Raw genomic sequence first — 26,967 nt, forward strand, 5'->3', positions numbered from 1 at the left:
GGACGGATTACTCGGCATCGGGGGGCAGCGAGGTTTGCTGGCCGATGTTATCGCCGGCCGGGGCGGCGGCGTCGATCCGCAGCGGAAAGATCATATCCGGCCAAAAGCTGTCGTCATTGAGCGCAATATGGATTTTGACCAGGCTCGGTAAACTTTCGGCGTCCAGCCAGTCGTCCTGCCAGACCGGAGCGTCGCCAGCGTTCGGACTCTTGGCGCCGAAGTAACTGATGCGGAAGCTGCGGACGTCCTCCAGCAACACCACCGGCTCCGGCTCGGCATCCACTTGCCGCCGGTAGGGAGTCAAGGTGACGTTCAATGTAGACGTCCGATCGCGGGCCGGTTCGATGCTGAAGATTTGCAGACCTTTACGCGCCGAAGCGGCCGGCAGCGCGGCAACGAAGCGCAAGCTTTGCGGCAGGCCCTGAAAACTAAGTTTGGGCAGTTCCGGCTCGGGGGTGGCTTGAAGGTCGTCGCGCTCGGCAGCGACGAACTCAGGCAACGGCCGGGCCGCACTCAAATGGTGTTTGAAAAATTGGTAGACCACGGCTTTACGGTTGACTTGGTCGATTTTGGTTTCGCCGCTATGCCAACTCTGCGCCGCAATCCGCAAACTGGCGAACAGCAAGGTCACCATCACGCCGAGCAGCGTGATCGCGATCAGCATTTCGATCAAGGTAAAGCCGTTAGATTGGCGGGGAAACACTATCCCTGGCCTTGCTGCAGTTTTAATGTTGTCAATTCCACGCTACGGCGCTGGTCGCCGTCCCCCCAACTGACACCAACCTGCACCGAATAAAGTTGTGCGGCGGTTTCGCTGTTCGGATCGGGCTCGCGCAGACTGCGCCTGGCCGGCTGATTCGAGGCCGGCGCCACTCGGACCAGCCAGTCGTATTTGTCGCCTTCGCTGCCCTCGCTGTCCCCGACCGTGAGCGGGGTTTCCACGCCGGTCCGCGCCATCAACGATTCGGCGATCTGCACGGCTATAGTGTATTCCTCGGATATGACGGCATTGTTAACGCCGGCGCCGAATACCCGCAGCAATACGCTCAATGCAATCGCCATGATCGAAAACGCCACCAGGATTTCCAGCAGCGAAAAGCCTTTATGCTGCCGCATCCGATATCCTGACTTCGCCGGTGATCCAGTTGACGTCGATCCGGCGTAATTGATTACCCCATTCCAGCGTGATGCGGCCGCCGGTCGACGAACCGTCGCCGAAAAAGCGGATGCTGCCGATTTGGTCGGCGCCGAATTCCTCTTCGGCGACGACCAGCGACACGTCGACCTCTTCGGCGAAGGTATAGACTTTGTCGCGGTTGCTGATTTGATAGCTGTTGTTGCGCAAGTCGATGGCGACGCTGGTTTGGCGTTGCGTGGCCAGCGCCTGGCCCTGGGCGTAGCGTAAAGCGCTGGCCAGATCTCTGGCCAGCGCTTGCAGTTGGGTGCTTTTATTGCCGGAGCCGATGCTGCCGCCCAGCGCCGCGAAGCCGAGCACGGCGACCAGCAACACCACCACCAGTTCGATCAGCGTGAATCCGGCGCATGACCGCGGCGGACGCCGGAGTGCGTTGGCCGAAGCGGGCAGGGCAGCCATTTATTCCCAGCTGTTGATGTCCTGGTCTTCGCCTTCGCCGCCTTCCTTCTCGTCGGCGCCCAGGCTGAACAAGTCGAATTTGCCGTGCTGGCCGGGGAAAACGTAGTGGTATTCCTGGTTCCACGGATCCAGCGGAATTTTGTCTTTACGCAGGTAAGGACCGTTCCAACGTTTGGCCTCGGCCGGTTTTTCCACCAGTGCCGTCAGGCCTTGCTGGGTGGTCGGATAACGGCCCTCATCGAGTTTGTACATGTCCAGCGCCGCGGCGAGGTCCTCGATTTGGACCTTGGCCGCCTTGGTCTTGGATGCACCCATATGTTTCATGACTTGCGGGCCGACGATGCCGGCCAGCATCGCGATAATGCCCAACACCACAAGCAGTTCCAACAAAGTAAAACCGCGGTGGCGGTGCAAGGTTAATTTCATGTTGTCGACTCCATTTTTATTTTTAAAATGCCAGATCGTTTACGCTCAGGATCGCCAGCAGTATCGAAACGATGATGCCGCCTATCATCAACCCCAGCGAAATAATCAAGGCCGGCTCCAGCAGCGCCAGCATCCGTTGTATCGTGGTTTTTAACTGTTTATCGTAAATTAGGGCAACCCGCATCAGCATTTCCTCCAGCCGGCCGGTTTCCTCCCCCATTTTAATCATTTGCACCGCCAGTTTGGGAAACAGGTTTTGCTGGGCCAAGGCTTCGGACATGGTCCGCCCCTGCTTCAATTGCGCCTCGGCCTGTTCCAGCAGGTCGGCCAGCACCGTATTGCCGACCGTTTCCCGGACGATGCCAAGCGATTTCAAAATCGATACGCCATTGCCCAACAAGGTGCCGAAGGTCCGGCTGAAATTGGCGACTTCCATGGTCAACACAATTTCGCCGAACAGCGGCATTTTTAGAAAACGGCCGTCCCAGGCCTTTTTGCCGGCCGGATCGGCCAGTTGGCTTTTCAGGGTTTGCACCGCGATCACGATCGCCAGCAGCATCACCCACCAATACCGCTGCAGAAATTCGGCCAATCCGACCACGATTTGGGTCGGCACCGGCAACGCCTGGCCGGCGCTGTCGAACATTTCCTTGAATTGCGGCACCACGAAAGTCAGCATCACGAACAGCGAGGCCAGCGACATCACCAACAGGATTGCCGGATAAATCAGCGCGGTGCTGACCGTGTCTTTCAGTTCCTGCGACCGCTCCAGATATTCGGCCAGCCGCTGCAGTACGCCGCCCAGATTGCCGCCCAACTCGCCGGCCCGGATCATGTTCAAATAAAATCGGGAAAATACCCCGCTCTGACTTTCCAGGGCATCGGCCAGGGCTTTGCCGGCTTTGACTTTTTCCAGCACCTCGCCGACCAGTTTGTTCAGTTTCGGATTTTCCTCGGTCAGCTGCATCAAGATCGTCAACGAGCGATCCAACGGCAAGCCCGACTCCAGCAAGGTTGCCAGTTCGCCGGTCAGCATACCGATTTCCTTTTGCGACAGTCTGACCGCAGCGGATTTGAGTTTGAAACCGAGAAAAGTCTTGTCTTTTGCCGGCTCGATACGGATGGGCACCAAGCCCTGTTTTTGCAGTTCCAACAGCAACGCTCTTTCGTCGGCAGCGTCGCGCACGCCTTCTTCGGTGACGCCCAGATTGTTGACAACTTTGTAAGAAAATAAGGCCATGGCCGGGTACTCGCGAAACGAGGGTAGTCTTGGTAAGCCGATGTCGGCCGCTCATTTTGGCCTAATTGCCGGCCAATTACAAAAACCGCCGGCTGATACTCGGTTCAAGCGGGTAAATGAGAGTTGGGTTGGTCGGGGGCGAGCCGCTTGGAAGCGGCGTTTGCCAAAATCCCCAAGCAAAACGGATTTACGGTTAAAATTCAGCTCAGCTAGGGCATATTGCCGATGGCTTTAGTTTTCTCAGTCTGTTAATCGTCGCACCACCGCCAATTAAATTTTCGCCGTAGTTGATCCGGGACCCAAGATGACCGAAGCCATCAGCAAAGAACCGCAAGCCATTGGGCATTTGCTGGTATCGGTTATGGGCTTGTTGCTGATTCAACTTGCCAGCCTGACGCTTCCGGTCGCCGAGTTGGCCCGGCAAATTCAGCCGCATTCGTTGTCGACCCATAACCTGATGGAAGGCGTTTCCATCGTAATTTCCGCGTCGGTGTTCGCGGTGGGCTGGAGTGTCTACCAAAAAGAAAATTCGGGCGGATTCGTGGTGATGGCGTGCTGTTTTCTCGGCGTCGCCTTGCTGGATTTTTTGCATACCCTGTCTTTCAAAGGCATGCCGGCGTTCGTCAGCGAGAGCGGAGCGGAAAAAGCCATTGCATTTTGGCTGATGGCCAGAGGCCTTGCCGCAGTGGGGTTAATTGCCTGCGCGGTACCGTGCAAACGTTTATTGTCCCCGGCCTTTCGCTGGTCCGTGCTGGTTTGCGTGATCGGCCTGTGCGGCGTCGGTGCTTGGCTGGTATTTTTCCATCAGGCCCGGTTGCCGGCCACCTTCGACGAAACTTCCGGCCTGACGCCGTTCAAGAAAAATAGCGAGTACCTGTTGGCAGCCCTGTACGGCTTGATCGCAGTGGTATTCGTGTATCAGGCCCGTTGGCGCCGTAACTGCGATGCCGCCGGTTTGGCCGCCGCCGCCGCGGTCATGGCGATGAGCGAGTTGTTCGTCACGTTTTATACCAGTGTCGCCGATTTGTACATTCTGCTCGGCCACGTCTACAAAGTCTTTGCCTATGCCTTTATCTACCGTTCGATATTCGTATCGAGCGTGCAACGGCCTTATCAACGTCTGTTCGCGGCTCACCAAGCCTTGTCGGCCAGCGAGACCAAGTTTCACGCCATTATCGACGAATCGCCGGTGGCTTACGTGGTTTACGATACCCAGGGGCGTATCGATTATTTGAATCCGGCCTTCGTCAAAATTTTCGGTTACGACCGCAGCGATATTCCGAGTTTGGCCGAGTGGTGGTGGTTGGCGCATCCCGATGCCGAGTACCGCCAGCAAGTGATCGGCCGCTGGCACGAATACCGCCGGCTTTACGACGAATCCGGCGAATTGTCGCCGCCGCAGGAGTTGGCGGTCCGCGCCAAAAACGGCAGCCTGCACACGGTATTGGTCAATAACGTGGTGCTGGACAACACGCCGGCCGCCACCAATTTTCTGATGTTGCACGACGTGTCCGACCGGGTGGAGGCGATGCGGCGGCTGGCGGAGTCGGTCGATATGCTGCAAACCGTGATCGATACCATTCCCAGCCGGGTATTTTGGAAAGACCTGGATTCGCGTTACTTGGGCGCCAATATCGCTTTCAGCCGCGACGCGGGCTTGGCCGGGCCGGAACAATTAATCGGCAAATTGGATAGCGAGTTGGCTTGGCGCGACTTCGGCGACAAATACCGGGCCGACGACCTGCAGGTCATCCGGAGCAATGCGCCGAAACTGGATTACGAGGAAGCTCAAATCGATCCGCACGGCAATACCGTCTGGTTGAAGACCTCGAAAGTCCCGCTACGCGACGCCCAGCGCCGGCCGATTGGGGTGCTGGGCGTTTACGACGACATCACGGCGCGCAAATTGGCCGAACAGGAAATGCAGCTCGCTTCGCTGGTCTACCTGAACAGTAGCGAAGCGATGCTGGTGACCGACGGCAGTGGGCTCATCATTACCGTGAATCCGGCCTTTACCAAGGTAACCGGTTACGCCGCCGACGAAGTCATCGGTCGGTCGTTCACCGGCCTGAGCCCGGAACAGCACGATCAGGCATTTTTCAAAACCGTGTTGCGGGTGACCAATACCCAAGGCCATTGGGCCGGAGAGATCGGCGGCCGCCGCAAAAACGGGGACGATTGCGTCCATTGGGTAACAGTCAATTCCATTTATAACGAAACCGGCGGCGTGCATCGGCGGGTCGCTTTGATTACCGATATTACCGAGCGCAAAAAATCCGAGCAATTGATCTGGCGCCAGGCCAATTTCGATCCGCTGACCAGTCTGCCCAACCGCAATATGTTTTTGGACCGTCTGGACCGGGAAATCAAAAAAGCTTTACGCCACAGCCAAAAAGTCGCGCTGATGTTTTTGGATCTTGACCGGTTCAAGGATGTCAACGACAGCCTGGGCCATTTCATGGGCGATGTATTGTTGAAAGAAGCCGCGCACCGCCTGAGCGAAAGCGTGCGCGATTCCGACAGCATTGCCCGGCTCGGCGGCGACGAGTTCACAATCATTCTGGGCGAATTGGAACACACCGAAAGCGTCGACCGGATTGCCGACAGCATTTTGCAGCGATTGGCCCAGCCTTTCTCGTTGGGGAATGAGATCGCCTATATCTCCGCCAGCATCGGCATCGCCGTGTTTCCCGACGACGGTAATGACTCGGAAGCGCTGTTGAAGAACGCCGACCAAGCCATGTATGCCGCCAAAAACCAGGGCCGCGACCGTTACCAATATTTCACCGCGCAAATGCAACTGCAATCGCAAAAGCGTCTGCGTCTGGCAAACGATCTGCATGCGGCGTTGGCAAAAAACCAGTTGTTGTTGCATTACCAGCCCATAGTCGACTTCGGCTCGGGTCGGTTGGCAAAAGCCGAAGCACTGCTGCGCTGGCAACATCCGGATCTGGGGATGGTCAGTCCGGCCGAATTTATTCCGATTGCCGAGGACACCGGCAGTATCGTCGAAATCGGCGATTGGGTATTCGCCGACGCGGTGCGCCAGCTCAAACAATGGCGCGAGTTGTACCAACCGCAGTTTCAAATCAGCGTCAATAAATCCCCGGTACAGTTTCGAAAGCAGGCCTTAGAGAGCCAGGCCTGGGTGGCAGTGTTGCAGGAATTAGGTTTGCCGGGCGACAGCGTAGTTGTGGAAATTACCGAGGGTGCGTTGTTGGAAGCCAGCGACGCCAGTCGCGAACAATTGTTAGTATTCCGCGATGCCGGGATTCAGGTGGCGCTGGACGACTTTGGTACCGGGTATTCGTCGCTGGCTTACCTAAAAAAGTTCGATATCGACTACATCAAAATCGACCAGACCTTCGTGCGCAACATGGTAGCGGAATCCAGCGATATGGCCTTGTGCGAAGCGATCGTGGTAATGGCGCACAAGTTGGGGATCAAAGTGGTCGCCGAAGGTATCGAGACCGCAGAGCAATACCAGTTGTTGCGACGGATAGGCTGCGATTACGGCCAGGGCTATTTAATTTCGAAGCCGGTGCCGGCCGAGCAGTTCGAGCGCTTGTTCGCAACCGGGATTATGGTGGCTGACGCGGCCGGATAAAACCGCTAACCGGAACGGATACGCGGCGCCCATCGCAGTCAAGTCCGCCCGCCTGTTAGAATGTCGCGATGAATACGACATTGATACAGATGACCGTGCTGATGCTGTGCGGTGCCGGCTGGCGAATGACGACGCCGAACCGGCTGTCCGCCGAGCAGACCCGGTTGGTATTGACCAGCGTGGTCTACTATTTTTTCTTGCCGGCGATGGTGCTCGACGTACTCTGGCGGGCCGATATCGGTTGGCAATCGCTAAGCTTCAGCCTGTTGGGTTGCGCCAGCATCCTGGCAACCACCGGACTGAGTTGGGCGATCTGCAAGCTGTGCCGGTTCCGCAATCCGCAAACCGGCGCGGTGATCCTGGCCGCCGCATTTCCTAACGTCACCTACCTGGGCCTACCGGTATTGGAGCAGGCCTTTGGCAGTTGGTCGCGCTCGGTGGTGATTCAACTCGATCTATTCGCCGCAGCGCCCTTGGTATTTACCCTGGGCGTTGGCTTGGCCCGCCATTACGGCGAGTCTGCCGCAGATAAACCCAAGTCCCCGCTCGCGTTTCTGAATGCGCCGCCGTTTTGGGCGGCCTTTGTCGCTGTCGCACTGAACCTGAATCAAATCGCCACTCCCGACTGGCTGGCCGGTCTGTTACATACCTGTTCCGGCGCGGTGGCGCCGTTGATGATCTTTTCGTTGGGACTGGCCTTAAGTTGGCGCGACGTACATCTGCGCAATCTGCCTTACGTCGTGCCGATCTTGCTGCTCAAGCTATTCCTGATGCCGATGTTCGCCTTCTGGCTGGCCGACTATCTGGCATTGGCCGGCCAGTTCAAAGCCGCCGCGGTGCTCGACATCGCCATGCCGAGCATGGTGCTCGGTATCGTATTATGCGACCGTTACCGGCTCGATAGTGGCCTGTATGCGATGGCGGTGACGCTGACCACGGCATGCAGTTTGTTCAGCCTACCTTTTTGGTTCCATTCCTTATGACCTTGATCGCCGAAATCTTTTCCCAGGGTGCCGAAATCATCACCGGCCAGACCGTCGATTCCAACGCCGCCTGGCTGTCGCAGCAGTTGACCGAGCTGGGTTTCAGCTTGAAGCGGCATACCGCGGTGGGCGACGATTTGCCGGATTTGGTCGATCTGTTAGGCGAAATTGCCCGCCGCGCCGACTGTTGCATCTGTACCGGCGGTCTGGGGCCGACCTGCGACGATTTGACCGCGGCGGCGGTCAGCGCGGCCAGCGGTGTGCCGCTTGAATTCGACGCCGCAGCCTTCGCTGCGATCCAGGCCTATTACGCCAGGCGGCAGCGCACGATGCCGGAAGCCAATCGCAAACAGGCGTTGTTGCCGGCCGGAGCGCTGCGCATCGACAACCGCTTCGGTACCGCGCCCGGTTTCGCATTGCAATTTCAGCGTTGCTGGTTCGTATTTTTACCCGGCGTGCCGTTCGAGATGAAGCAAATGTTCGGCGACTGGGTGCGCGCCGATTTATTGCAACGATTCTCACTGCAGCCGGATCATTTGGTGACCTTGCGCTGCATCGGTTTGGGCGAGTCGGCGATTCAAGAGAAACTGGCGCATTTGGCTTTGCCACCCGGTGCAGTGTTGGGATTTCGCGCCGCCCCGGACGAAGTGCAGGCCAAACTGCTGTTTCCAGCGGCGGTTCCGGAAGCTGAACGGGGGCGGGTGGCCGCCGAAGCCGCCGCCCGCATCGGCGACTATGTGTTCGCAGTGGACGGCTTGCCGGATGTGCAGGGCGACTTGCTGGCCGTCGTCGACGCGGCGCTCAACGCCGGCCGGTATTCGCTGGCGGTACTGGAAACCGCCAGCCACGGCTTGCTGGCCGCCAAATGCCTGGGCCGGCCCTGGTTGCAGCATGCCGAGTTGCGGTTGAACAGCGCTGCTGCCGGCGCGGCCGATGATTGGGAAATCCGGGCCGAAACCTTGGCGCGCGAACTGCGGGCCGAGCGGCAGACCGATTTCGGATTGGTGCAGCTCTATGCAATCGAGTCCGGCAGTTTCGACGATAAGGATAGCGGCATCGTCCTTTATAATGCCCTGGCTACGCCGCAAGGCGTGGTTTCCCGGCGGTTAACCGCGCACGGTGCCGGTATCCATAAACAGAACCAGGCCGCGTTGTTGGCGCTGGACCTTCTCAGACGCTATTTTCAAAACTCATGCCTTTAATTCGGTTAAACAACGTTTCCATCGCCTTCGGCGTGCATGCACTGCTGGACAACGCCTCATTCCAACTCGATCCCGGCGAGCGGGTCGGATTGCTGGGCCGTAACGGCGAAGGCAAATCCACGCTGATGAAAATCATCGCCGGCGAGATTCCGCCCGACCACGGCGAAATCTGGAAGCAACCGGAATTGCGCTTGGCCTGGCTGGAGCAGGCGCCGACGCTGGACGGCGACGCAACCATTTACGAAGCGGTGGCCGGCGGCTTGGGCGAACTGGGGCGCCTGATCGCAAGCTACCACGAGCTATTGACGCACATGGACGGCAGCGAACAGGCTTTGCAGGCGTTGGGCGAGGTGCAACATAAACTCGAAGCCGACCACGGCTGGGAGTTTCAAACCCGGGTCGAAGCGATACTGAGCCGGTTGCAATTGCCGGCCGATGTCAAGGTCGGCAGCCTGTCCGGCGGCTGGAAACGGCGGGTGGCGTTGGCGCGGGCGCTGGTGATCGATCCGGAAGTGTTGCTGCTGGACGAACCGACCAACCATCTGGATTTCGAGAGTATCGCCTGGTTGGAAGAACAGATTCTGGCATTCCCGGGCGCGGTGATGTTCGTCACCCACGACCGGGCGTTCCTGCAAAAATTGGCGACGCGGATCATCGATCTGGACCGCGGCCAATTGACCTCCTGGGCCGGCAATTACCAGGATTACCTGGTGCGCAAGGCCGCGGCGCTGGAAGACGAGGCCAATCAAAATGCCGAATTCGACAAGAAATTGGCCAAGGAAGAAGCCTGGATTCGGCAAGGCATCAAGGCCCGCCGTACCCGTAACGAAGGCCGGGTCAGGGCCTTGAAGAAATTGCGCGCCGAGCGCGCCGAGCGCCGCACCGGCCAAGGTTCGGCCAAATTGGCGCTGCATAAAGGCGAGAGCTCCGGCAAGAAAGTAATCGAAGCGGTTAACGTCAGCTTCGGCTATCAGGATAAAACCATCATCAGGGATTTTTCCTTGCTGATCGAGCGCGGCGACAAGATCGGCCTGCTCGGCAACAACGGTGCCGGTAAATCGACCTTGCTGAAATTGCTGCTGGGCCAACTGCAACCCACCACCGGCAGCGTCGAACTGGGTACCAATCTGCAAATCGCCTATTTCGACCAGTTGCGCGAACAGCTCGACCCGGAACTGTCGGTGGCCGACAGCGTGCTGGACGGCGGCGAGTTCGTCGATACTCCGGACGGCAAGCGCCACGTCATGTCCTATCTGGCCGACTTTTTATTCGCGCCGGCGCGGGCGCGCTCGCCGGTGCGGAGTTTGTCCGGCGGCGAGAAAAACCGGTTGTTGCTGGCGCGGCTGTTCACCAAGCCGGCCAACTTGATCGTAATGGACGAACCGACCAACGATCTGGATCTGGAAACCCTGGAAATTCTGGAAGAAAAGCTGGTGCAGTACCAGGGCACCTTGCTGTTGGTCAGTCACGACCGCGAATTTTTGGACAATGTCGTCACCAGCGTGCTGGTGTTCGAAGGCGAGGGCAGGGTCGAAGAGTACATCGGCGGCTATGCCGATTGGTTCGCCTTATCGGAGCGCAACAAGCAGCAGCAAGTCGAAACGGCGAAAAGCGCGGAAACGGCTGCAAAAAAGGAAAAGCCCAAACCCGCTACCGGCAAAAAACTCAGCTACAAAGAGCAGCGCGAACTGGAACAGTTGCCGGAGCGCATCGAACAACTGGAAACGCGTCAGGCCGAGTTGACCGCAACGATGAGCGGCGCCGAGTTTTACAAACAGGGGCAGGACGCCGTGGCCGGAACCATGGCGGAGTTGCAGGCAGTCGAAACCGAACTGGCTGCGGCTTATAGTCGCTGGGACGAATTGGATGCGCTACAAAGCTAATGGCCGCTAGCGCCGCTCTTGATCGCCGCCGCATTGGCCGGGCATCCTTTTCAACCGGTTCGATAATAGGCGCATTGCCCTATATCAAGCTAAAATCCAGTCAATGCGTTGGCGGCGCATCGCCGGCGCAGAACGTTTTAACCAGCCGCCTGTTGCCGTTTTCAGCGCGCATCCGGCCGGCGTTATTGAGTGTCTAAAGCCTTGAAAATAAGAAATTATGTTGCCGTTTTAATTCTGTCAGCCGTAATGGAGTCCGCTGTGAGTGCACAAGAAGCAAGCCAGGCCGTCGAAGATCAAGTTCAGGCGCTGTTGGCGCAAATGACCTTGGAAGAAAAGGTCGGGCAGATGACCCAAATCGATTTCAGCGTGATTTCTGTCGCCGACGGTCAGGACGCCGAGAACCCGGTTGATCCGGTCAAGCTGGAACAGGCCTTGATGCAGTATCACGTCGGCTCGATTCTGAATGCGCCGAGTACGCCGAACAACAAGGCGCAGCCGCTCGGCAAATGGCGGCGCCTGACTCAGCAGATTCGCGACGCCGCGGCCCGCACCCGGCTGAAAATTCCGGTGATCTACGGTATCGATGCGATTCACGGCGCCACCTATACCCAAAATGCGGTGCTGTTCCCGCAAGCGATCAGTATGGCGGCGACCTTCAATCCGGATTTGTCTTACCAGGAAGGCGAGATCACCGCCCGCGAAGTCAAAGCCTCCGGTTTGGACTGGAATTTTGCCCCGGTGATGGATATCGGCCGGCAGCCGCTGTGGCCGCGGTTGTGGGAAACCTACGGCGAGGACGTGCATCTGGCCAGCGCGATGGGTAGCGCCTACATCCGCGGCCACCAGGGCCAGGACATGGCGGCCGCCGATAAAGCGCCGACCTGTTTGAAACATTACCTCGGTTACAGCTATCCGTTAAACGGCAAGGACCGTACGCCGGCCTGGATTGGCGAACGCGCGTTGCGCGAGTGGTTTCTACCGCCGTTCGAAGCCGGCGTTCTGGCCGGCGCGCCGACGGTGATGGTCAATTCGGCGGAAGTCGATGGCGTGCCGGGACACGCCAATCGCCATTACCTGACCGACATTCTGCGCGGCGAAATGGGCTTCGACGGTTTTACCGTTTCCGATTGGGAAGACATCATCCGCTTGTACAGCCGCGACAAACTGGCCGACTCGCCGCGGGAGGCGGTGAAAATCGCGGTGATGGCCGGGGTCGATATGAGCATGGTGCCGTTCGATTTCTCGTTTTATTACCTGTTGCTGGATTTGGCCCAACAAGGGGAAGTGCCGCTGGCGCGGATCGACGAGGCGGTGGCCCGGATTCTGCGCGTCAAATTCCGCAGCGGCCTGTTCGAACGGCGCGAGCCGGCCTTGGCGGAGGACGGCCACTTTGCCACCGCCGAAGCCGCGGCGGTCAACCGCCAGGCGGCGCGCGAAGCCATCGTGCTGGCCAAGAACGACGCGCGTATGTTGCCGTTGAGTAAACATGCCAGCGTCCTGGTCACCGGCCCGACCGCAAACCTGCTTAGCGTGATGAACGGCGGCTGGACCATTACCTGGCAAGGCAACAAGGAAGAACTTTATCCGCAGGACAAACTGACCCTGTTGGAGGCGATCAGGCAACAAACCGACGGCAAGGTGACTTATGTCGGCGGCAAACAATTCAGCGACGAGATCAACATCGAGCATGCCGTCAGCGAAGCCCGGCACCACGACGTGGTGGTGTTGGCGCTGGGCGAAAAAACCTACACCGAAACCGAAGGCAACATCGATTCTTTGCAACTGGACCCGGTGCAATTGCAATTGGCGCGGGCGATCTTCCAGACCGGTAAACCGGTGGTGCTGGTCACCTTCGGCGGCCGGCCGCGCATCATCACCGAAATCGCCAATCAGGCTCAGGCGGTCGTGCTCGGCTTTTTGCCGGGGATGGAGGGCGGCGCGGCCGTAGCCGACATCCTGTTCGGCAAGGTCAATCCCAGCGGGAAATTGCCGATTTCCTACCCGCGCGATACCAACGACATCACGCCTTACGACCATAAACCGATCGAAGCTTACGAGAGTAACCAATACCGGCCCTTGTATCCGTTCGGCCACGGCATGAGCTACACCAGCTTCGAAACCAGCGGTCTGCGGCTGGCGAAGCCGGCGATTACGGCCGGCGAAAATCTGCAGTTGAGCGTCAATGTCAAAAACACCGGCAGTCTGGCCGGCAAGGAAACCGTGATGGTCTACCTGCACGACGTCGCTGCCTCGGTTACCCGCCCGGTCAAGCAACTGAAAGCGTTCAAGAAAGTGGAATTGCAGCCGGGCGAGCAGCGCACTCTGCAGTTTGAGTTAACGCCGCGCGACCTGTCGTTCATTGGCCTGGATATGAAACGGGTGGTCGAGCCGGGCGAATTCCACGTCACGGTCGGCGCCGAAACGGCTTCGTTTCATTTAGTGAACTAGCCTGTGCCGGAGCGAAGCATGACCGATCAGCAAAACAACTATAGCGGCGCTTTGGCGGTACTGACCTCGCTGTTCTTTATCTGGGGATTTCTGACCAGCCTGAACGACATTCTGATTCCGCATTTGAAAGCCGTCTTCACGCTGAATTACACCCAGGCCATGCTGGTGCAGTTTTGCTTCTTCGCGGCTTATTTCGTGATGTCGGTGCCGTGCGGTTATCTGGTGGACAGAGTCGGTTACAAGCCCGGCATCATCGTCGGCCTGACGGTGGCCGGCGGCGGTTGTCTGCTGTTTTATCCGGCGGCCGCTTTGCATGCCTATCCTTTGTTTTTGACCGCGTTTTTTGTGTTGGCCTCCGGCATTACCTTGCTGCAGGTTGCCGCCAATCCCTACGTCACGGTGTTGGGCAATCCGGACACGGCGTCGAGCCGGCTGACCTTGACCCAGGCCTTCAATTCCTTGGGCACCACCATCGGGCCCTATTTCGGCTCCCTGCTGATTCTGGCGACGGCGGTGAAAACCTCCGCCGAGCTGGCATCATTTAACGCCGAACAATTGTCGGTGTACCAGGCGGCGGAAGCGGCGGCAGTGCAACAGCCGTATTTGTGGCTGGCGGCGGTGTTGTTCGGTTTGGCGGCGGTGTTTGCCTTTCTGAAATTACCCGCCGTAACCGCAACGGCGCCGGCCGCATCAGCAGGGGCTATGGCTGAGCCGGAGGCCGCAGCCAGTGCCTGGCGGTTTCCGTTGCTGGTGTTGGGCGCGCTGGCGATTTTTGTCTACGTCGGCGGCGAAGTCGCCATCGGCAGCTTTCTGGTCAATTTTCTGGGGCAGGCGGATATTGCCGGCCTGACCGAACAAGAAGCCGGCAAACTGGTGTCGTTTTATTGGGGCGGGGCGATGGTGGGCCGCTTTATCGGCGCGGTGGCAATGCGCAAGGTTCATCCGGGCAAGGCTTTGATCTTTAACGCTTTGTGCGCGGCGGGATTGGTCGGTCTGGCGATGTTGGCCGACGGTCGCGTTGCGACGGTTGCCATTCTCGCGGTCGGTTTATGCAATTCGATCATGTTTCCGACCATTTTTTCCCTGGCCTTGACCGGCCTGGGGTCTCACACCGGCCAGGGTTCCGGTATCCTGTGCTCGGCCATCGTCGGCGGCGCGCTGATTCCGCTGCTGCAGGGCTTGTTTGCCGACCGCATCGGCATCCAGTACGCGTTTTTCGTACCTTTGCTTTGCTATCTGTACATCGCTTATTACGGCAAGCGCTGCGCCCGCCAATTACGGTTCAATACCGACTGACGCGAGCTTGAATGCGGGCTACGCCAATTGTAAAGCGGTTGACGTCACCAAACTCGTGATACCGCCGTTACATAAACTCCTGTACCTATCTGCAGTTTTCGGTTGAAATGGCCTAGCGTAATACCAACAAGAAATGGCTGCGTTCGGCTGAGTTGAGAAAGCGATATCCCGCAATAAAATGGGGTATCGACTGTAAAAGCTGGGTTTCATGCCCCGCGCCGGGCCTGCCGCCTTAAGGTGAGGAGAATCAAAAATGGCCGAAAAACCTTTAGCGCAAGAAGTTATCCCTCCAGCGGAAACCCAGATCATCGAAAACCTTTCCGCGCGGCTCAAAGCCAAAATCGTAAATGACTATCCAGCCGGCATCATGCGCCGTGATGCTCATCCCAAGATGCATGGTTTGGTCAAAGCCGAGTTTACCGTCAACGCCGATTTGGGTGACGAATTGCGGGTTGGTTTGTTCAAAGAGCCCAAAACCTATCAGGCCTGGGTCCGGTTTTCCAACGCCAGCGGCTCGATCAGACCGGACCGGGACCGTGACATTCGGGGCATGGCGATCAAGTTGATGGGAGTGCCGGGCGATAAAGTGCTGGAGGCCGAACGGCACGAGCAGACCCACGATTTGCTTTTGATTAGCGCCAATCAGTTTGTCGCCAGGGACGTTGCCGAATTTGACGCCTTGGCCGCAGCGCTGAGCGGCAGTTTGTTCGCCAAGTTGCGGTTTTTTCTTTGTCATTGGCGGGTGGCCTGGATTTTACTCAGAACGATGCGCAGGCACGCCAACCCGTTGCAGATTCCCTACTTCAGCACCACACCCTATCTGTTTGGGACGTTGGCGGTCAAATACGCGGCAATCCCGCAACTCGTTGCTGTCGCCGAACGTCCGGCCAAACCCACGGCCGATTTTTTGCGCGAGGCCATGGTCAAGCAATTGCAGGCCGGCGATACGCTATTCGACTTCGCATTACAAGTTCAAACCGACGCGGAGGCGATGCCGATCGAAGACCCTGGAATCGAATGGCCGGAGTCGGTTTCGCCATTCCGCAAGGTGGCGACGCTCAGGATATTTCGGCAGGCGTTTGATACCGAAGCGCAGAATGCGTTTGGCGAGCAGTTGTCTTTTACCCCTTGGCATGCCTTACCCGAACACCGGCCTCTAGGCGGTATCAACCGGGCCCGGAAAGTTGTTTACGATACGATTTCGGCATTCCGTCACGAGTCCAACAACGTGCCGCGGACTGAGCCGAGTGGCTGGGATATTTAGGTCGCGGTAGCAACCTCAAGCGGTTCGAATGGAGATTCAGATGTTCCCAGTGTTCATGCAGACTGATGTCAAGATGGCACTGGGCTTAAAGCGTTGATGACACTAGTGTCAACGAGAACCGCTTGCGCATCTGAATTTTCCGCAGGGCCTCAGTGGCCCGAGCTAGGGCCTGGCTTTCGGTAAGGTCGAGCCGACGATGGTACGCAGCGCATACCATCTGCCGGCATTCCCAAACGGCGCGGCATTATGCAGCCGCTGCCTCTGGGATAGGGCGTTAGCAGCAATCGAACTGTTTTGGCCAGTCGCGGTAATTGAACACCTGTCCCACATTGCGCACGGTTTCCACCGCGGCCAAATCCAGGTCGGCGTAGACCCATTGCACTTTGTTGTATTCGCCGATCGCTAAAATGCCGTTGTTCGGGAAGCCGCGGTCCACCGGCGTGTAAACTGCCGCCGCGCCGCAATTGACGTCCACGGCTTCCGACCAGTCCGCATTGCCGACCAGCGAGGCCTGCACCACGTAACATTGATTTTCCAGGGCGCGGGCCTGGCAGCCGATCCGGACCCGGTAATAGCCGGCCTCGGTATCGGTGCAGCTCGGCACCAGAATCAAAGTGGCGCCGCGTTCGGTTTGCTGGCGGGCGTAGTGCGGGAATTCGCTGTCGTAGCAGATGTTGATCGCAACCTTGCCGAATACGGTATCGAACACCTTGATCTCCAGGCCGCGGGAAATATGCCATTGCTCGTTTTCGAAGCGGGTCATCGTCAGTTTTTCCTGAAAATCGACGTCGCCTTGCGGGGTGAAGAAATAGGCGTGGTTGCGGAATTCGCCGTTGTCGTGTTTGACCGGATAAGTGCCGGCCTGGATGTAAACCCGGTGTTGTGCGGCCAGGGATTGGAACAAGTCCAGGTACTGCGGCAACAGGCTTTGCAGGGCCTCCAACTGGCCGGACAACGATTGGTAGATTTCCGGCGGGAACAGCGAGGCCAATTCCATGCAGGCGTATTCCGGGAACAGCAAAATGTCGGCCCGGTTATCGGCGGCTTCCTGGACCCAGCGGCGGGCCTTGGCTTCGAAGTTTTCCCAGGTTTCCAGGAAGCCGATATCGTATTGGGCGCTGGCGATTTTAGGCATTGCCTTCCTCCTTCAACCAGAACGTCATCGGCTTGGGCGTTTCCGCGCTATCGTCCAGATCCTTCCAGGAATAAGTGGTCTTCAGTTCCGGATGCTTGAAATAACTGCGTTTATTCCAGAATGCGTCCAGCGGCACGTAGTCGGCGGGCCGGCGCGGATGGTCGATTGGGCGTTCGACGCAGCAGAAGGTGATGTGTTTGAAGCCGCCCAGGTCTGCGGCGTGGGCTTCGCGCTGTTCGAAGAACTTCACACCGATGCCCAAGCCGCGATAGGCTTTGTTCAACACCGATTCGCCGCAATAAAACACCTCGTCCGGGTTGTAACCGTGTTCGACGAACGGCTTTTTGACCTCGTCGGTTTCGTATTTCAGCGGGATGGCAGTCGAGGCGCCGATGATTTTGTCGTCGTCGAAAGCCAGCACGATGACGCTGTCCGGGCAGTTGATGTAGGTTTGCAGGTATTTTTTCTCGTACTCGTAATCGCCGTCGTACAGGTAAGGAAAATCGCGGAACACTTCGATGCGCAGGCGCGCCAATTCCGGGATGTATTGAACCAAGGCTTCGCCGCTGAGGCGCTGAATGCGGATATCTTTGCTCATGTGGATATGCGGTTGAGTTGAAACGAAACAGCAACCGGCATTTCGGGCCGGTCAATCCGCTATTGTATTGCACGAGGCTTTGGTTGCCTATGCGCGGATCGAGTTCGGTGTGGTCCGGTTCGCGGCCGTTACCGGTTCTTATGCCGTCCGCTGACTTTCGCCGGTTGCTGCCGTTAACGGCCTAATACGATAGGCTCGGTGGTGGCGGCGCTCCAGTAGAATGTTGAAGTGCCTTGCCGGGGTAAGGTTTGCGGTGAAATGGTTTTATGGGCCAGATTGGGCAGCAGAGGCCGAAGGTCGCATTCCCACTCTAACGTTTTGAATCGATATTTCGCCGTTTTACGCTAGACTGGGCCTATGTAAAACAAGCGCGATTCAAGGTTGCCGAATTCGGCCGTCCAATAACCGGTACTACCTGATTTTATGGAAAGATTCCGCCTAGTCACTTTTAAGATCGCGTTGGTTTTGGGCAATTGCCTGAACGCAAGCGTTTCTCTGGCCGGAGCCGATATCGAAGTTCTGAAAAAAATGTCGTTGGAAGACATTTTGAATGTGGAAGTGGTGTCGAAGAAAGCCGAAAGCCAATATTCGGCCGCCGGCATCGTCAGCATCGTCACCCGCGACGATATCGAGCGCTACGGCGCCAACACGCTGGCCGACGTGTTGAACCGGGTCACCAGCGTTTACATGCTCAGCACTTATATCTGGTCCAACAGCACCGCGGCGGTGCGCGGCGACGCGCTGACCCACGTCAACAACCATACCCTGGTGCTGATCAACGGCCGGCCGTTTCGCGATAGCGCTTACGGCGGTTTGAACGAGACCATGTTCCGCGACTTTCCGATCCACCATATCGAACAAATCGAAGTCGTGCGCGGCTCCGGTTCGGTGTTGTACGGCAGCAATGCTTTTACCGGCGTAATCAATATCGTTACCCAAAAGAAACAGGACAACCGGCTTACCGTGCGCGGCCGCTACGGCAGCTACAATACCGGCCAAGCCGAAACCGAGTTCGGCTGGAACCGCGGCGACGCGGCGATCAGCGGCGCGGTGAGGTATCGGGCCAGCGACGGCTGGACGGCATCTGCGGTCGACGAAACCCGGCAAAACGTCAATTTCCGCAACGACGACGGCGACGTCAGCGCCAGCATCTGGGGCGGCTGGAGAGAATTCGATTTCAATTTGTACGTGGTCAACAGCCAGAAACAGCATTGGGGCGCGGTGCCGATCGGCTTCGGCCAACAGGTCGAAAACAACCGCCTGTTTTTCGATGCCGGTTACAATCACCAAATCAACGACTTTTGGCGCAGCAAATGGAATCTGACGCTGAACAAGTTCTCGCAAAACTACAATCTGCCGGTAGCCGGCGTGCCCTACCTGACCGATTTGTGGGAAAACAACCTGTTGCTGGAGCAAAGCCATTTCCTGTCGTTTTTCGACGATAAACTGAATCTGCTGTTGGGCGGGCTGGTGGAATGGCAACAAGGGCAGGTGACTCAGGTGTCGCAACCGAATACGTTGGCGCCCTACGAGCAATTGAAGTCCAGCATTTACGCGAACGTCGGTTACGCCATACTCGATAATCTGCAGCTCAATCTCGGCGGGCAATGGCACCGCTTCGACCATTTGAAGGCGGCTCCGAGCGGCGTCGCGGAAAACGACAACGCCATCGACGGCCTGGTCGGCCGCGCCGGCCTGGTTTACGAAATGACGGCCAATTGGGGAGCCAAGTTGTTATTCGCCCAGGCTTATCGGGCGCCGAGTGCCGGCGAATTGGGCGCCAATTCGGCGGTGGTGTTGGGCAACCGCAGCGTGGAGCCGGAAAAAGTCGAAACGGCCGACGCCCAGATTTTTTACCACGATGCCGATTACCAGATCTCGTTGACCGCGTTCGAAAGCCGGGTGACCAATTTGATCGTGCGCAGCCCGATCCCGAACACGGTGCCGACCCGGCTGCTGTACGTCAACGGCGGCTGCGCAACCTTCGAGGGCCTGGAACTGGAAACCGAGGCCAAACTGTTGCCCGGTTTGTCCTGGAAAGGCTCTTACACCTTTCAAACCAATCGCGACGAAAACCAACAGAACAATAAAACCTTAATGCCCAACCACATGGCGAAACTGGGCTTAAGCTACGATTTCAGCCCCAACTTGCAAATCGGCATGTTCGATACCTATTTCAGCGCCGCCAAAGCCGCACCCAGTGCGCTATTGGTCAATCCGCCTGCCGGCGGGTACCACAACGTCAGCGTCAACGCCAATTACAAGTTGAATAACTGGCTGGGAGCCGCCAAACACAAACACATGACTTTTACCTTGTATCTGGACAATGTGCTCGACGAAAATTTTTATTATCCGGAGTTCAACCGTAAAAACATCAACACCGTTCCGGCATCCCCCGGCCGTATGCTTTTCGGCGAAATTGCGTTGGAGTTTTGAGGCCTGGAATCGAGTGACGCTGCGCGGCCGGCCGCGGCGGCACTGTTGGCCGATAGCCCGCTCAGTTCGCCGCCGGGGTAGTCCCGCCGTTGGGTTCCGTTTCGGCGGCAGGGACGGCGTTGAGTTGTTGAATCGCTTTTATTTGCCGATCGGCGTCGACCAGGGCGGTCACGGCGCAGGTTTCGCCTTCGCGGCATAATCCTGCGATCAGTTGGCCGACGTCGGAGTCGGCAGCAAAATACAGACGTTGGCCGTCCGAGCTTTCCAACATGGCCCCGGATTCGGCGTAAACGGCGCGACCGGTCATGCTGATGGATTGGTAGGCCAGCGGATTCGCGGCTTGGTCCGCCGGGTCCGGTGCCGAATCGGATTCATCGGCGTCGTTTTCGGTTTGCGGGTTGATCACGTTTTCCAAGCCGGGTACCGGCATTTCGCTTTCCGGATCATTCAGAAAGCGGTTGAGATGCGCGTCGGTGTCGGTCAAGGTTTGTTGGAGCCACTGGCCGTCGATGATACGGTCGTTGGTCTTCAGAATACCGGCGGCATATTCGTAACCGGCCTGCAGGCCTTCGGCCCCGGCTGTGGCTATGCCCATTTCCACCCATTGGTTTTTCTGGTCCTCGCCGATCGCGTCACCGCGAACGCTGACCCGGCCGGAGGATTGCAACACCTTAGCCAACTCAATGTCGGCGTCGGGATTGGCGTTGGGTTTCAGTTCTATCGTCAGCTGGCCGTTCAGTGCGCTATTTGCGGCGGAGTTGCTGACGGTACCGCTCAATTTAGTGATACCGGTGGAGAAGCCGCGATTAATGGCTTGTTTCAGGGCCTTGCGGTAACGTTGGTTTTCCTCCAGCGTCAGATTTTGAAACGATTTGGATTCCTTGGCGATGTCGGCCAGGGTTTTGATGCTTTCGGCATCCAGACCGCGAATGGCAAGCTCAAGCGCCAGATCTCTCGCGGCATAACCCATCGTATCGATACTGCCCAAGGCATACTGGATGGTGGTATCGATTCGGTCGCCGTTTTGTACCGTCGCACTGGATACCCCAAGTCTTTCGCCGCTAGCGTTCGTCGACGCGATTTTGTCCACGGTCAAGCTGGAGGTGCCCAAGCCCAGTGCTCGATCCAGCAGATTAAGCTGCAGGCCCATTCCTTGTACATCCAGTGCGTTACCATTGCCGCGCAGGGTAAAACGCGGCGCTTTTAAGCTCAGATTCACCCTTTTTTCGTCGGCTTCGATATGACCGGTCAAAGGCTCCAGGCGCCAGCTTTCGCTATCGGCTGCTCCTCCGGCCATTTCCGCGGAGGCAATATCGGAAAACACCGTGCCGGAAAACGCGGAATGCCCGCTGCCGCTGAACTGCAGCCCCGGCCCGTCGCGATCGGGTTCGGGCCGTTGCCGCAAGGTCCAGTTAAACCGCATGGCCGAGCCGGGCAGAATCAGGTGGCTGACGTTGTATTGCACGTCGGCGACGACCCAATATTTGCCGGTTTGGTCGGGACTGCACAAATCGCCGACTTGCAGTTCCAGCGAGCCGTTGGCCGACAACAAACCGTTCTGCTGTTGTAAATTGCTTAAACGCACAGCGCAATCGGCCGAGGTCTTGTCCACCCGCTCCGCGAGTTCCCGCTCGGCATTGCGGCCAAGATAAACGCTGGCGCCCAGCCAAGCTGCCGCGAACAGGGCGATAGCGCCTGTCGCCTGAATTAGAGGTTTTTGCTCCATGATCGCCACCCAATGCTGTTTAGATAACGGCGCCAGTCTAACAAACACCGCACTGCTCTGGCTGCAGCCGGCACCGGCAAATATAAGGCCGTAAACGTGACCGGCCGCGAAAACATTGCGGTTACTAGGCCAATTCGATATCCAAACGCCGCAGCATGCCCTGGCGTAAGGCCGCCGCGGCCTCGGCGTCCAGATAAGTGCCGTCTACCGCGGTGTCGTTGCCGTCGCGGAAATATAAGCGGTACCGCTGCGGCTTGACCGGTTGCGCACCGAAACAGTCGCGCCGTTGCGGATTCAGGTAAACCACCAGTGTGGCGCCGAATAAGGCACAGGCGGCACTGGCTGCCGGCAAGGTTTCTTCGCCGGAAAACGGCGCCGCGCTGCGCTCGCAGTCGGAAAACAACCTGGCCGCCAGCACCGGCTCGGGTTGGAAACGCAACTTGCCGTCCACAACGCGGAACGGCGCATCGCCGAAAAACAGATAGGTCCACAGTTGCAGCAATTCCACGGTGGAACCGGACAAGCGGGCGACACAGCCGCGGCCGTGCTGGCGCTGATCGACACTAAAGCCGCTGCTGACCAGAAAGCTGGAATTCTCCAGCGGATTGCGCTTGTACTCCTCGGCATCCCGAAACGCGACCAACAGACGCTCGATGTCGGCATAAAACTCGGCGACCAGACCGGCGCGCAGCATTTCCAACACAAACTTGTAATGCATGTGCAGGAAGATCGAGCCGTTCTCCAGCCAGCCGTAATTGAATACGCCGATCCGGCCCAGATCCAGCGCCTGGTCGCCCAGCGCCGCATTGAGTCGGTACATGCCCAATTTGCGGTCGTACAGCTCGGAATTGCGCGCGGCCAGATACAGGCGTCTGGCCGATTCCGGATCGGCAATCCGGAGCGCGTGGACAAAGCCTTCCAGAAAGGGCGGCAGCGCCACCGGAAGGAAACGGGTAATCTCGACGCTGCCGTCCGCCAGCTCGCGGTAGTCGCCGGCACGGAAGGCGTAATAAGTGGTGATGCCGGCGTCGGATTCGGCTTTGGCTACGGCGGCGGTCAGGTAAGAAGAGGCTTTTTCGAAGAAGCTGCGCAGCCGGTCCGGACTCAGCGCTGTTTCGGCGCCGGCGAAGCCCATGAACACGTCTCGGCGGTAGGCTTCCTTCAAGGCGCCGCTTTCCTGCCAGAACGCGTGCGGCGTCAGCACCGGCATATCGAGCAAGCGGTCCAGCCCGGCGACGAAAGCGGCCAGCTCGGTCGGCAGCACTATCTCGGCGGCGTTGATCGCGGCGAATAACGGCAAGCTAAAATCGACCAGCCGTTTCAGTTCGATGGTTTCGTTGACCGCCGAGCCGATAATGCCGGGCAAGCCGTTCAACGCGTCGCACCAACCGGGCCGGTCGGCTTCCATCTCGATGCCGATCCCGGCCGGGTCCAGCGTCGCCAGCTTGTTTGCCACCAAGGTAAGGATTTTGCCCAACAAGGTGGTGTGGACGATGGCGCCACGGCCTTGCTCGGCCCGCACCTGGTAACGCCGGCCGCTACGCGACTCGATCAAGGCTTTTTTCTCGGCGCTGAATTGCACGGCGCCGTACTGGCGCAGGCCGTCGGCCGTAATCCGGTATTTTTGCGCGCGCGGGGCGACGTAATGGGTTGGGTCGAAAAAGGTGTAATCGGCTTCCAGCAACAGTGCGGGCAGCCGGTCGGGGAAGATCGCCCGATAGTTGACCAGCAGATCGACCAGATACGTCCAATGGTCGGACCAATAACCGCGATCGAATTCGGCGTCCGCCACTTCCCGCGCTGCGGCGAGAATGGCGCCGAGCATTTCGTCAGCCGCGTCATGGCCGGCCAACAGCTGCCAGAGCTCGGCGTATTTGAATTCGGTTTCGAGTAAAGCCTCCAGTCCCGGAATTTCGGCAAAATATGCCGCGAACTCCTGGGGCGCAGCGACGGCGAAACGCCAGTTGCGCAACGCGCAGGGGTTATAGCCGTCCGGCTGGATCAGATTGAAAAAGTAACGGATGTTTTGCCCGCCCAAGCCCGGCTCGAAAAACAGATCGACGCGGCGGTTCTGCAATACGTCGCGAAAGTCGCCGTTGCCTTCCGAATAGGGCGTGTCCTGCAACAGGAAGTCGTTATAGTCGCGTTCCAGATCGCCGTGTTTGCGGCCGAACAAATACAACAGCTTGCCGCCCGGAACCGGCGTCGGAAAGCCGCCGCGCAAACCGTTATCCAGATAGCATTGGCGGACGTGGCCATCGAACAAGGGCAGGGCGGTGGCGGTAAAGGCTTTGCGGCCGATTCGGTCGATCAACGCCCGGTTAGCTTCGCGTTTGGCGGCGAAATTCTCGTCTCGATAGGCGGCCTGCGCCACGAAACGTTGATATTCCGCCACCGATTCGGCGTGGCCGTAGACCGCGTAAAACACCTGGCTGGTTCCGGGCTGCAGTTCCAGCGTCAAGGTTTGAAATGCCGCCGGCGTCTGGTTGGCTGCGACCTGGTTTTCTAAATCCAGCGGCGCGTCGCTAAAGAAGCGTTCCGCGCTGGAAAAATCGCCGGCCAACCCGAATACCCGTTCCGGGTCGACGATCACCGGGTTACGCCGGCCGGCGCTGCAGCCGAAGAAGAAATTACCGCCGTCGACCGGTTCCACTTGCGGCGAATCGGTCGGCCAGACTTTCAACCGGTAAAACGGCAGATCGGATTCGACGCCTTCGACGCGCATGAAAGCTTCCGAGGTACGGCTCATGAATTTCAAGATCCATTGGTTCATCGCGTACGGCAAGACTTGCGGCAAGCCGTCGACGATTTCGATGCGCAGGGTTCGGCTGGAAATATTGCCGATTTCCACCCGGCGCACCAGGCCGGCGACGTCGGCCTCCGGCAGTGTGAACATATCGGCGCGGATGCTGAAACCGAGGCCGGGATTGATCTCTTCGACCCCGACTTCGTGCGGCGTCACGCTTAAGCGCTGGACGACCTCCGCACCGGCGCCGCGTTGGAACGGTTCGTAATGGCGGATGGTTTGGCCGTCGGAAATTTTTAAAAAGCTGCGGAAGCCGCGGGACGGCGTCAGTTGGTAAGCCTTGTCGGCCGGAAAGAACTCCAGGAAGGCGCCGTCTTTGTTGCGGACGCCGAAACTGGCGATGGCCTGGCCGCGGTTGACGTAAAACGCCCAGGCCGGTCGGCCGGATACGCCGGCGATGCCGGGCAGAAAACTGGCAAATGCAGCGCAGTGGTTATAGTGCTCGACGACAAAGCGTTCGCCGTCGGCGAAGTAGTAGCGGGGCTGAGCCATGGTCTCTCCAAAATGGGCGGCAAACGAGCCGGTTGCGGCGGGTTAGGGTTGCAGCCGGACGATGCGGCCCTCGACCTGTTGAGTTATCGTGCGCTGCGGCAAGTTGGCGATTGCCGCTTCCACGGTTTGGCGGAAGCCTATAGCCGTGCCGTCGTCCAGCCGGCGCGGACTGGTTTTGCCTTCGCCTTTGCCGAATATCGCATAGTCGTCGCTGGAACCGTGTTCCCAAATGAAATCGGTGCTGGCGACGCGATAGGTTTTGTGCAAATCCAGCGCTTGGTCTTGTTTGGCGCCGCGCGGCCTGATCCGCACGTCGCCGGCGTCTACCCGATACTTGAAGCCGCCATCGGCTTGGGGCTCGGCGCGGTAGCCGAAGCGGATACCGGAGACTTGTAGAAAACGGCCGTCGCCCAAATGAGTTTTGGACACCGAGTTATTCAACACCTCCAGCAGTTGCTGGCCGGTCAATTCGAAGCTGACCAGTTTGTTGTCGTAGTAAAACAAGCCTTCCATGTCGTACAGCGTGACCGGTCCGGGCGGGATGTTGTCGTTGATGCGGATGCCGCCGCCGTTGGTGAAGGCGATGTCGGTGCGCATGCGTTCCCGCATCGTGTCGGCCAGGAAGTTGCCGAGTGCGGTTTCCCGGCCGCGCACTGCCGGCTCGACGCCTTCCAGCAGATGTTCGGTATAACCCAACACCTGCTTCAGGTCTTTGCCTTGTTGCTGAAATACGCCGGCCAGCCGTTGCAACTGGCGGTCGACTTCGGCCGCCACCAATGGGTCTTTGGCGATGCTTTGGTCCAGATCGACTTTGCGGTGGCTGCTGCTGACCTTACCGCCGCCGACGTAAACGTCGTGGACGATGGCGCTTTTAATGTCGGCGTCGGCCTTGGTGATCCAGGTGTGGCCGATCTGTTGTTCGATAAAAAAATGTTCGTGGCCGCCGACGATCAGGTTCACTTCCGGATATTCGCGCGCCAGCCATTGGTCTTGGTCGAAATCCTGGTGGGTGAGGGCGACGATAACCGTCGCCCCCTGGCTTTGCAAGCGGTCCAAGGTGTTGCGGATGGCGGTGCGCCTGGCCGGTAGATCGTAGGCGAATTCGACATAAGCCTGTTTACGGCTATCCAGGGTGATGCCGAACAAGCCAACCTTGACGCCGGCGATGTCTTTGACGCAAACGTCGTGCACCTGAGGCACCCGTTGGCTGAAGGGTTCTGCGGCCGCGCTGTCGCTGAAATTGAAGCGGGTGTTGGACGAAATCCAGCTAAAGTCCGATTGCACGATCCGCCGCAGCAACAGCCCGGCGTCCGGCGTATCGAACTCGTGGTTGCCGAACACCGCCATCATGTCGTGATCGAACGCGGCCGGCTCGCCGTCCAGCAAGTTCATGACCTGGACCATCGCATCGGCCTGCAGGTATTTGCTCATCACCGACGGAAACAAAAAATCGCCGCCATGCAACAGCAACACCGGGGTGGCATCGGCCTGCAACTGTCGGCGCAGGGTACGCAAGCGGGCAAAACCGCCGACGTTGCCGTTCTCCAGACCTTCGATTTTGTAGGAGTCGTTGACTTGCAGAATCCGGAAATGCGCGGTAGGCGCCGGCTCCGCTCCGGCAGGCGTATCGGAGGTGGGCACCGCGCTGCAAGCCGCAAGCGAGGCGACGACGGTCGCGAATAGCAGTGATTTTGTCGGCGACATAAAGCGTATCCTCCGCGGAGCTGGGAAAAGTTGCCGATCAAGATAGCAGCGAATCGGAATTAACCCAAAAATGGACGGGTTTGCCGCCGGCGAAAAGAGACCGTAAGCCGACTTTTGCTGGAACGCG

The 26,967-nt window shown here is 58.4% G+C and carries 18 protein-coding genes; 8 read left to right on the plus strand and 10 right to left on the minus strand.

Annotated features, from left to right (window positions below; translation table 11 throughout):
* Nucleotides 1-7 precede the first annotated feature (7 nt).
* The 5 genes from C2U68_RS04100 to C2U68_RS04120 are packed head-to-tail and all read right to left on the minus strand — an operon-like array spanning nucleotide 8 to nucleotide 3,260.
* Nucleotides 8-703 carry a prepilin-type N-terminal cleavage/methylation domain-containing protein gene (locus tag C2U68_RS04100; protein WP_260839204.1) on the minus strand — a complete coding sequence of 232 codons (696 nt, stop codon included), beginning with the start codon at nucleotides 701-703 and terminating at the stop codon, nucleotides 8-10.
* A complete protein-coding gene (locus tag C2U68_RS04105) occupies nucleotides 703-1,116 on the minus strand; it encodes a prepilin-type N-terminal cleavage/methylation domain-containing protein (RefSeq protein WP_140911240.1) in 414 nt (137 codons plus the stop codon). The genes C2U68_RS04100 and C2U68_RS04105 overlap by 1 nt, the downstream gene beginning before the upstream one ends.
* The gene (locus tag C2U68_RS04110) at nucleotides 1,103-1,594 is read right to left on the minus strand and encodes a GspH/FimT family pseudopilin (protein ID WP_140911241.1); all 492 of its coding nucleotides are present in this window, start codon (nucleotides 1,592-1,594) and stop codon (nucleotides 1,103-1,105) included. The genes C2U68_RS04105 and C2U68_RS04110 overlap by 14 nt, the downstream gene beginning before the upstream one ends.
* On the minus strand, nucleotides 1,595-2,020 hold the full coding sequence (gene gspG, locus C2U68_RS04115) for a type II secretion system major pseudopilin GspG (RefSeq protein ID WP_140911242.1): 426 nt from the start codon (nucleotides 2,018-2,020) through the stop codon (nucleotides 1,595-1,597).
* A gap of 22 nt (nucleotides 2,021-2,042) precedes the next feature.
* Nucleotides 2,043-3,260 (minus strand): type II secretion system F family protein, encoded by a 1,218-nt coding sequence (locus C2U68_RS04120; RefSeq protein ID WP_140911243.1) that lies wholly within the window; start codon nucleotides 3,258-3,260, stop codon nucleotides 2,043-2,045.
* A 304-nt stretch (nucleotides 3,261-3,564) separates the two neighbouring features.
* Here C2U68_RS04120 and C2U68_RS04125 point away from each other — a divergent pair, with 304 nt between their 5' ends.
* From C2U68_RS04125 to C2U68_RS04155, 7 genes are all read left to right on the plus strand, one after another.
* Nucleotides 3,565-6,867: an EAL domain-containing protein gene (locus tag C2U68_RS04125; RefSeq protein ID WP_140911244.1), complete on the plus strand. Its 3,303-nt coding sequence runs from the start codon at nucleotides 3,565-3,567 to the stop codon at nucleotides 6,865-6,867.
* A 68-nt stretch (nucleotides 6,868-6,935) separates the two neighbouring features.
* The gene (locus C2U68_RS04130; protein WP_140911245.1) at nucleotides 6,936-7,850 is read left to right on the plus strand and encodes an AEC family transporter; all 915 of its coding nucleotides are present in this window, start codon (nucleotides 6,936-6,938) and stop codon (nucleotides 7,848-7,850) included.
* On the plus strand, nucleotides 7,847-9,052 hold the full coding sequence (locus tag C2U68_RS04135; RefSeq protein WP_140911246.1) for a competence/damage-inducible protein A: 1,206 nt from the start codon (nucleotides 7,847-7,849) through the stop codon (nucleotides 9,050-9,052). The genes C2U68_RS04130 and C2U68_RS04135 overlap by 4 nt, the downstream gene beginning before the upstream one ends.
* Complete coding sequence (locus C2U68_RS04140) at nucleotides 9,043-10,935, plus strand: ATP-binding cassette domain-containing protein (RefSeq protein ID WP_140911247.1); 1,893 nt, start codon at nucleotides 9,043-9,045, stop codon at nucleotides 10,933-10,935. The genes C2U68_RS04135 and C2U68_RS04140 overlap by 10 nt, the downstream gene beginning before the upstream one ends.
* A gap of 258 nt (nucleotides 10,936-11,193) precedes the next feature.
* Nucleotides 11,194-13,383, plus strand: a complete 2,190-nt coding sequence (locus C2U68_RS04145) for a glycoside hydrolase family 3 N-terminal domain-containing protein (RefSeq protein ID WP_260839205.1) — start codon at nucleotides 11,194-11,196, stop codon at nucleotides 13,381-13,383.
* Between the two features lie 18 nt (nucleotides 13,384-13,401).
* Complete coding sequence (locus tag C2U68_RS04150; RefSeq protein WP_140911249.1) at nucleotides 13,402-14,679, plus strand: sugar MFS transporter; 1,278 nt, start codon at nucleotides 13,402-13,404, stop codon at nucleotides 14,677-14,679.
* Between the two features lie 253 nt (nucleotides 14,680-14,932).
* Entirely contained in the window at nucleotides 14,933-15,943 is a 1,011-nt protein-coding gene (locus tag C2U68_RS04155; protein WP_140911250.1) for a catalase family protein, read from the plus strand.
* 274 nt (nucleotides 15,944-16,217) lie between these two features.
* Here the strand turns inward: C2U68_RS04155 and C2U68_RS04160 are convergent, their stop codons facing one another.
* Together C2U68_RS04160 and C2U68_RS04165 are read right to left on the minus strand one after the other, a co-directional pair.
* A complete protein-coding gene (locus C2U68_RS04160; RefSeq protein WP_140911251.1) occupies nucleotides 16,218-17,078 on the minus strand; it encodes a carbon-nitrogen hydrolase family protein in 861 nt (286 codons plus the stop codon).
* A complete protein-coding gene (locus tag C2U68_RS04165; protein WP_140911252.1) occupies nucleotides 17,071-17,676 on the minus strand; it encodes a GNAT family N-acetyltransferase in 606 nt (201 codons plus the stop codon). The genes C2U68_RS04160 and C2U68_RS04165 overlap by 8 nt, the downstream gene beginning before the upstream one ends.
* A gap of 423 nt (nucleotides 17,677-18,099) precedes the next feature.
* On the opposite strand from C2U68_RS04165, the gene C2U68_RS04170 reads away from it, so the two are divergent.
* Nucleotides 18,100-20,112, plus strand: a complete 2,013-nt coding sequence (locus C2U68_RS04170) for a TonB-dependent receptor plug domain-containing protein (protein ID WP_140911253.1) — start codon at nucleotides 18,100-18,102, stop codon at nucleotides 20,110-20,112.
* Nucleotides 20,113-20,173: 61 nt separating this feature from the next.
* On the opposite strand, the gene C2U68_RS04175 is transcribed toward C2U68_RS04170, so the two are convergent.
* From C2U68_RS04175 to C2U68_RS04185, 3 genes are all read right to left on the minus strand, one after another.
* Nucleotides 20,174-21,886, minus strand: a complete 1,713-nt coding sequence (locus C2U68_RS04175) for a DUF945 family protein (RefSeq protein WP_140911254.1) — start codon at nucleotides 21,884-21,886, stop codon at nucleotides 20,174-20,176.
* A 76-nt stretch (nucleotides 21,887-21,962) separates the two neighbouring features.
* Nucleotides 21,963-25,136: a hypothetical protein gene (locus tag C2U68_RS04180; RefSeq protein ID WP_140911255.1), complete on the minus strand. Its 3,174-nt coding sequence runs from the start codon at nucleotides 25,134-25,136 to the stop codon at nucleotides 21,963-21,965.
* Between the two features lie 42 nt (nucleotides 25,137-25,178).
* The gene (locus C2U68_RS04185) at nucleotides 25,179-26,840 is read right to left on the minus strand and encodes a bifunctional metallophosphatase/5'-nucleotidase (protein ID WP_140911256.1); all 1,662 of its coding nucleotides are present in this window, start codon (nucleotides 26,838-26,840) and stop codon (nucleotides 25,179-25,181) included.
* Nucleotides 26,841-26,967 lie beyond the last annotated feature (127 nt).

This window comes from Methylomonas koyamae (assembly GCF_006483455.1).
GTDB classification, from domain to species: domain Bacteria; phylum Pseudomonadota; class Gammaproteobacteria; order Methylococcales; family Methylomonadaceae; genus Methylomonas; species Methylomonas koyamae_B.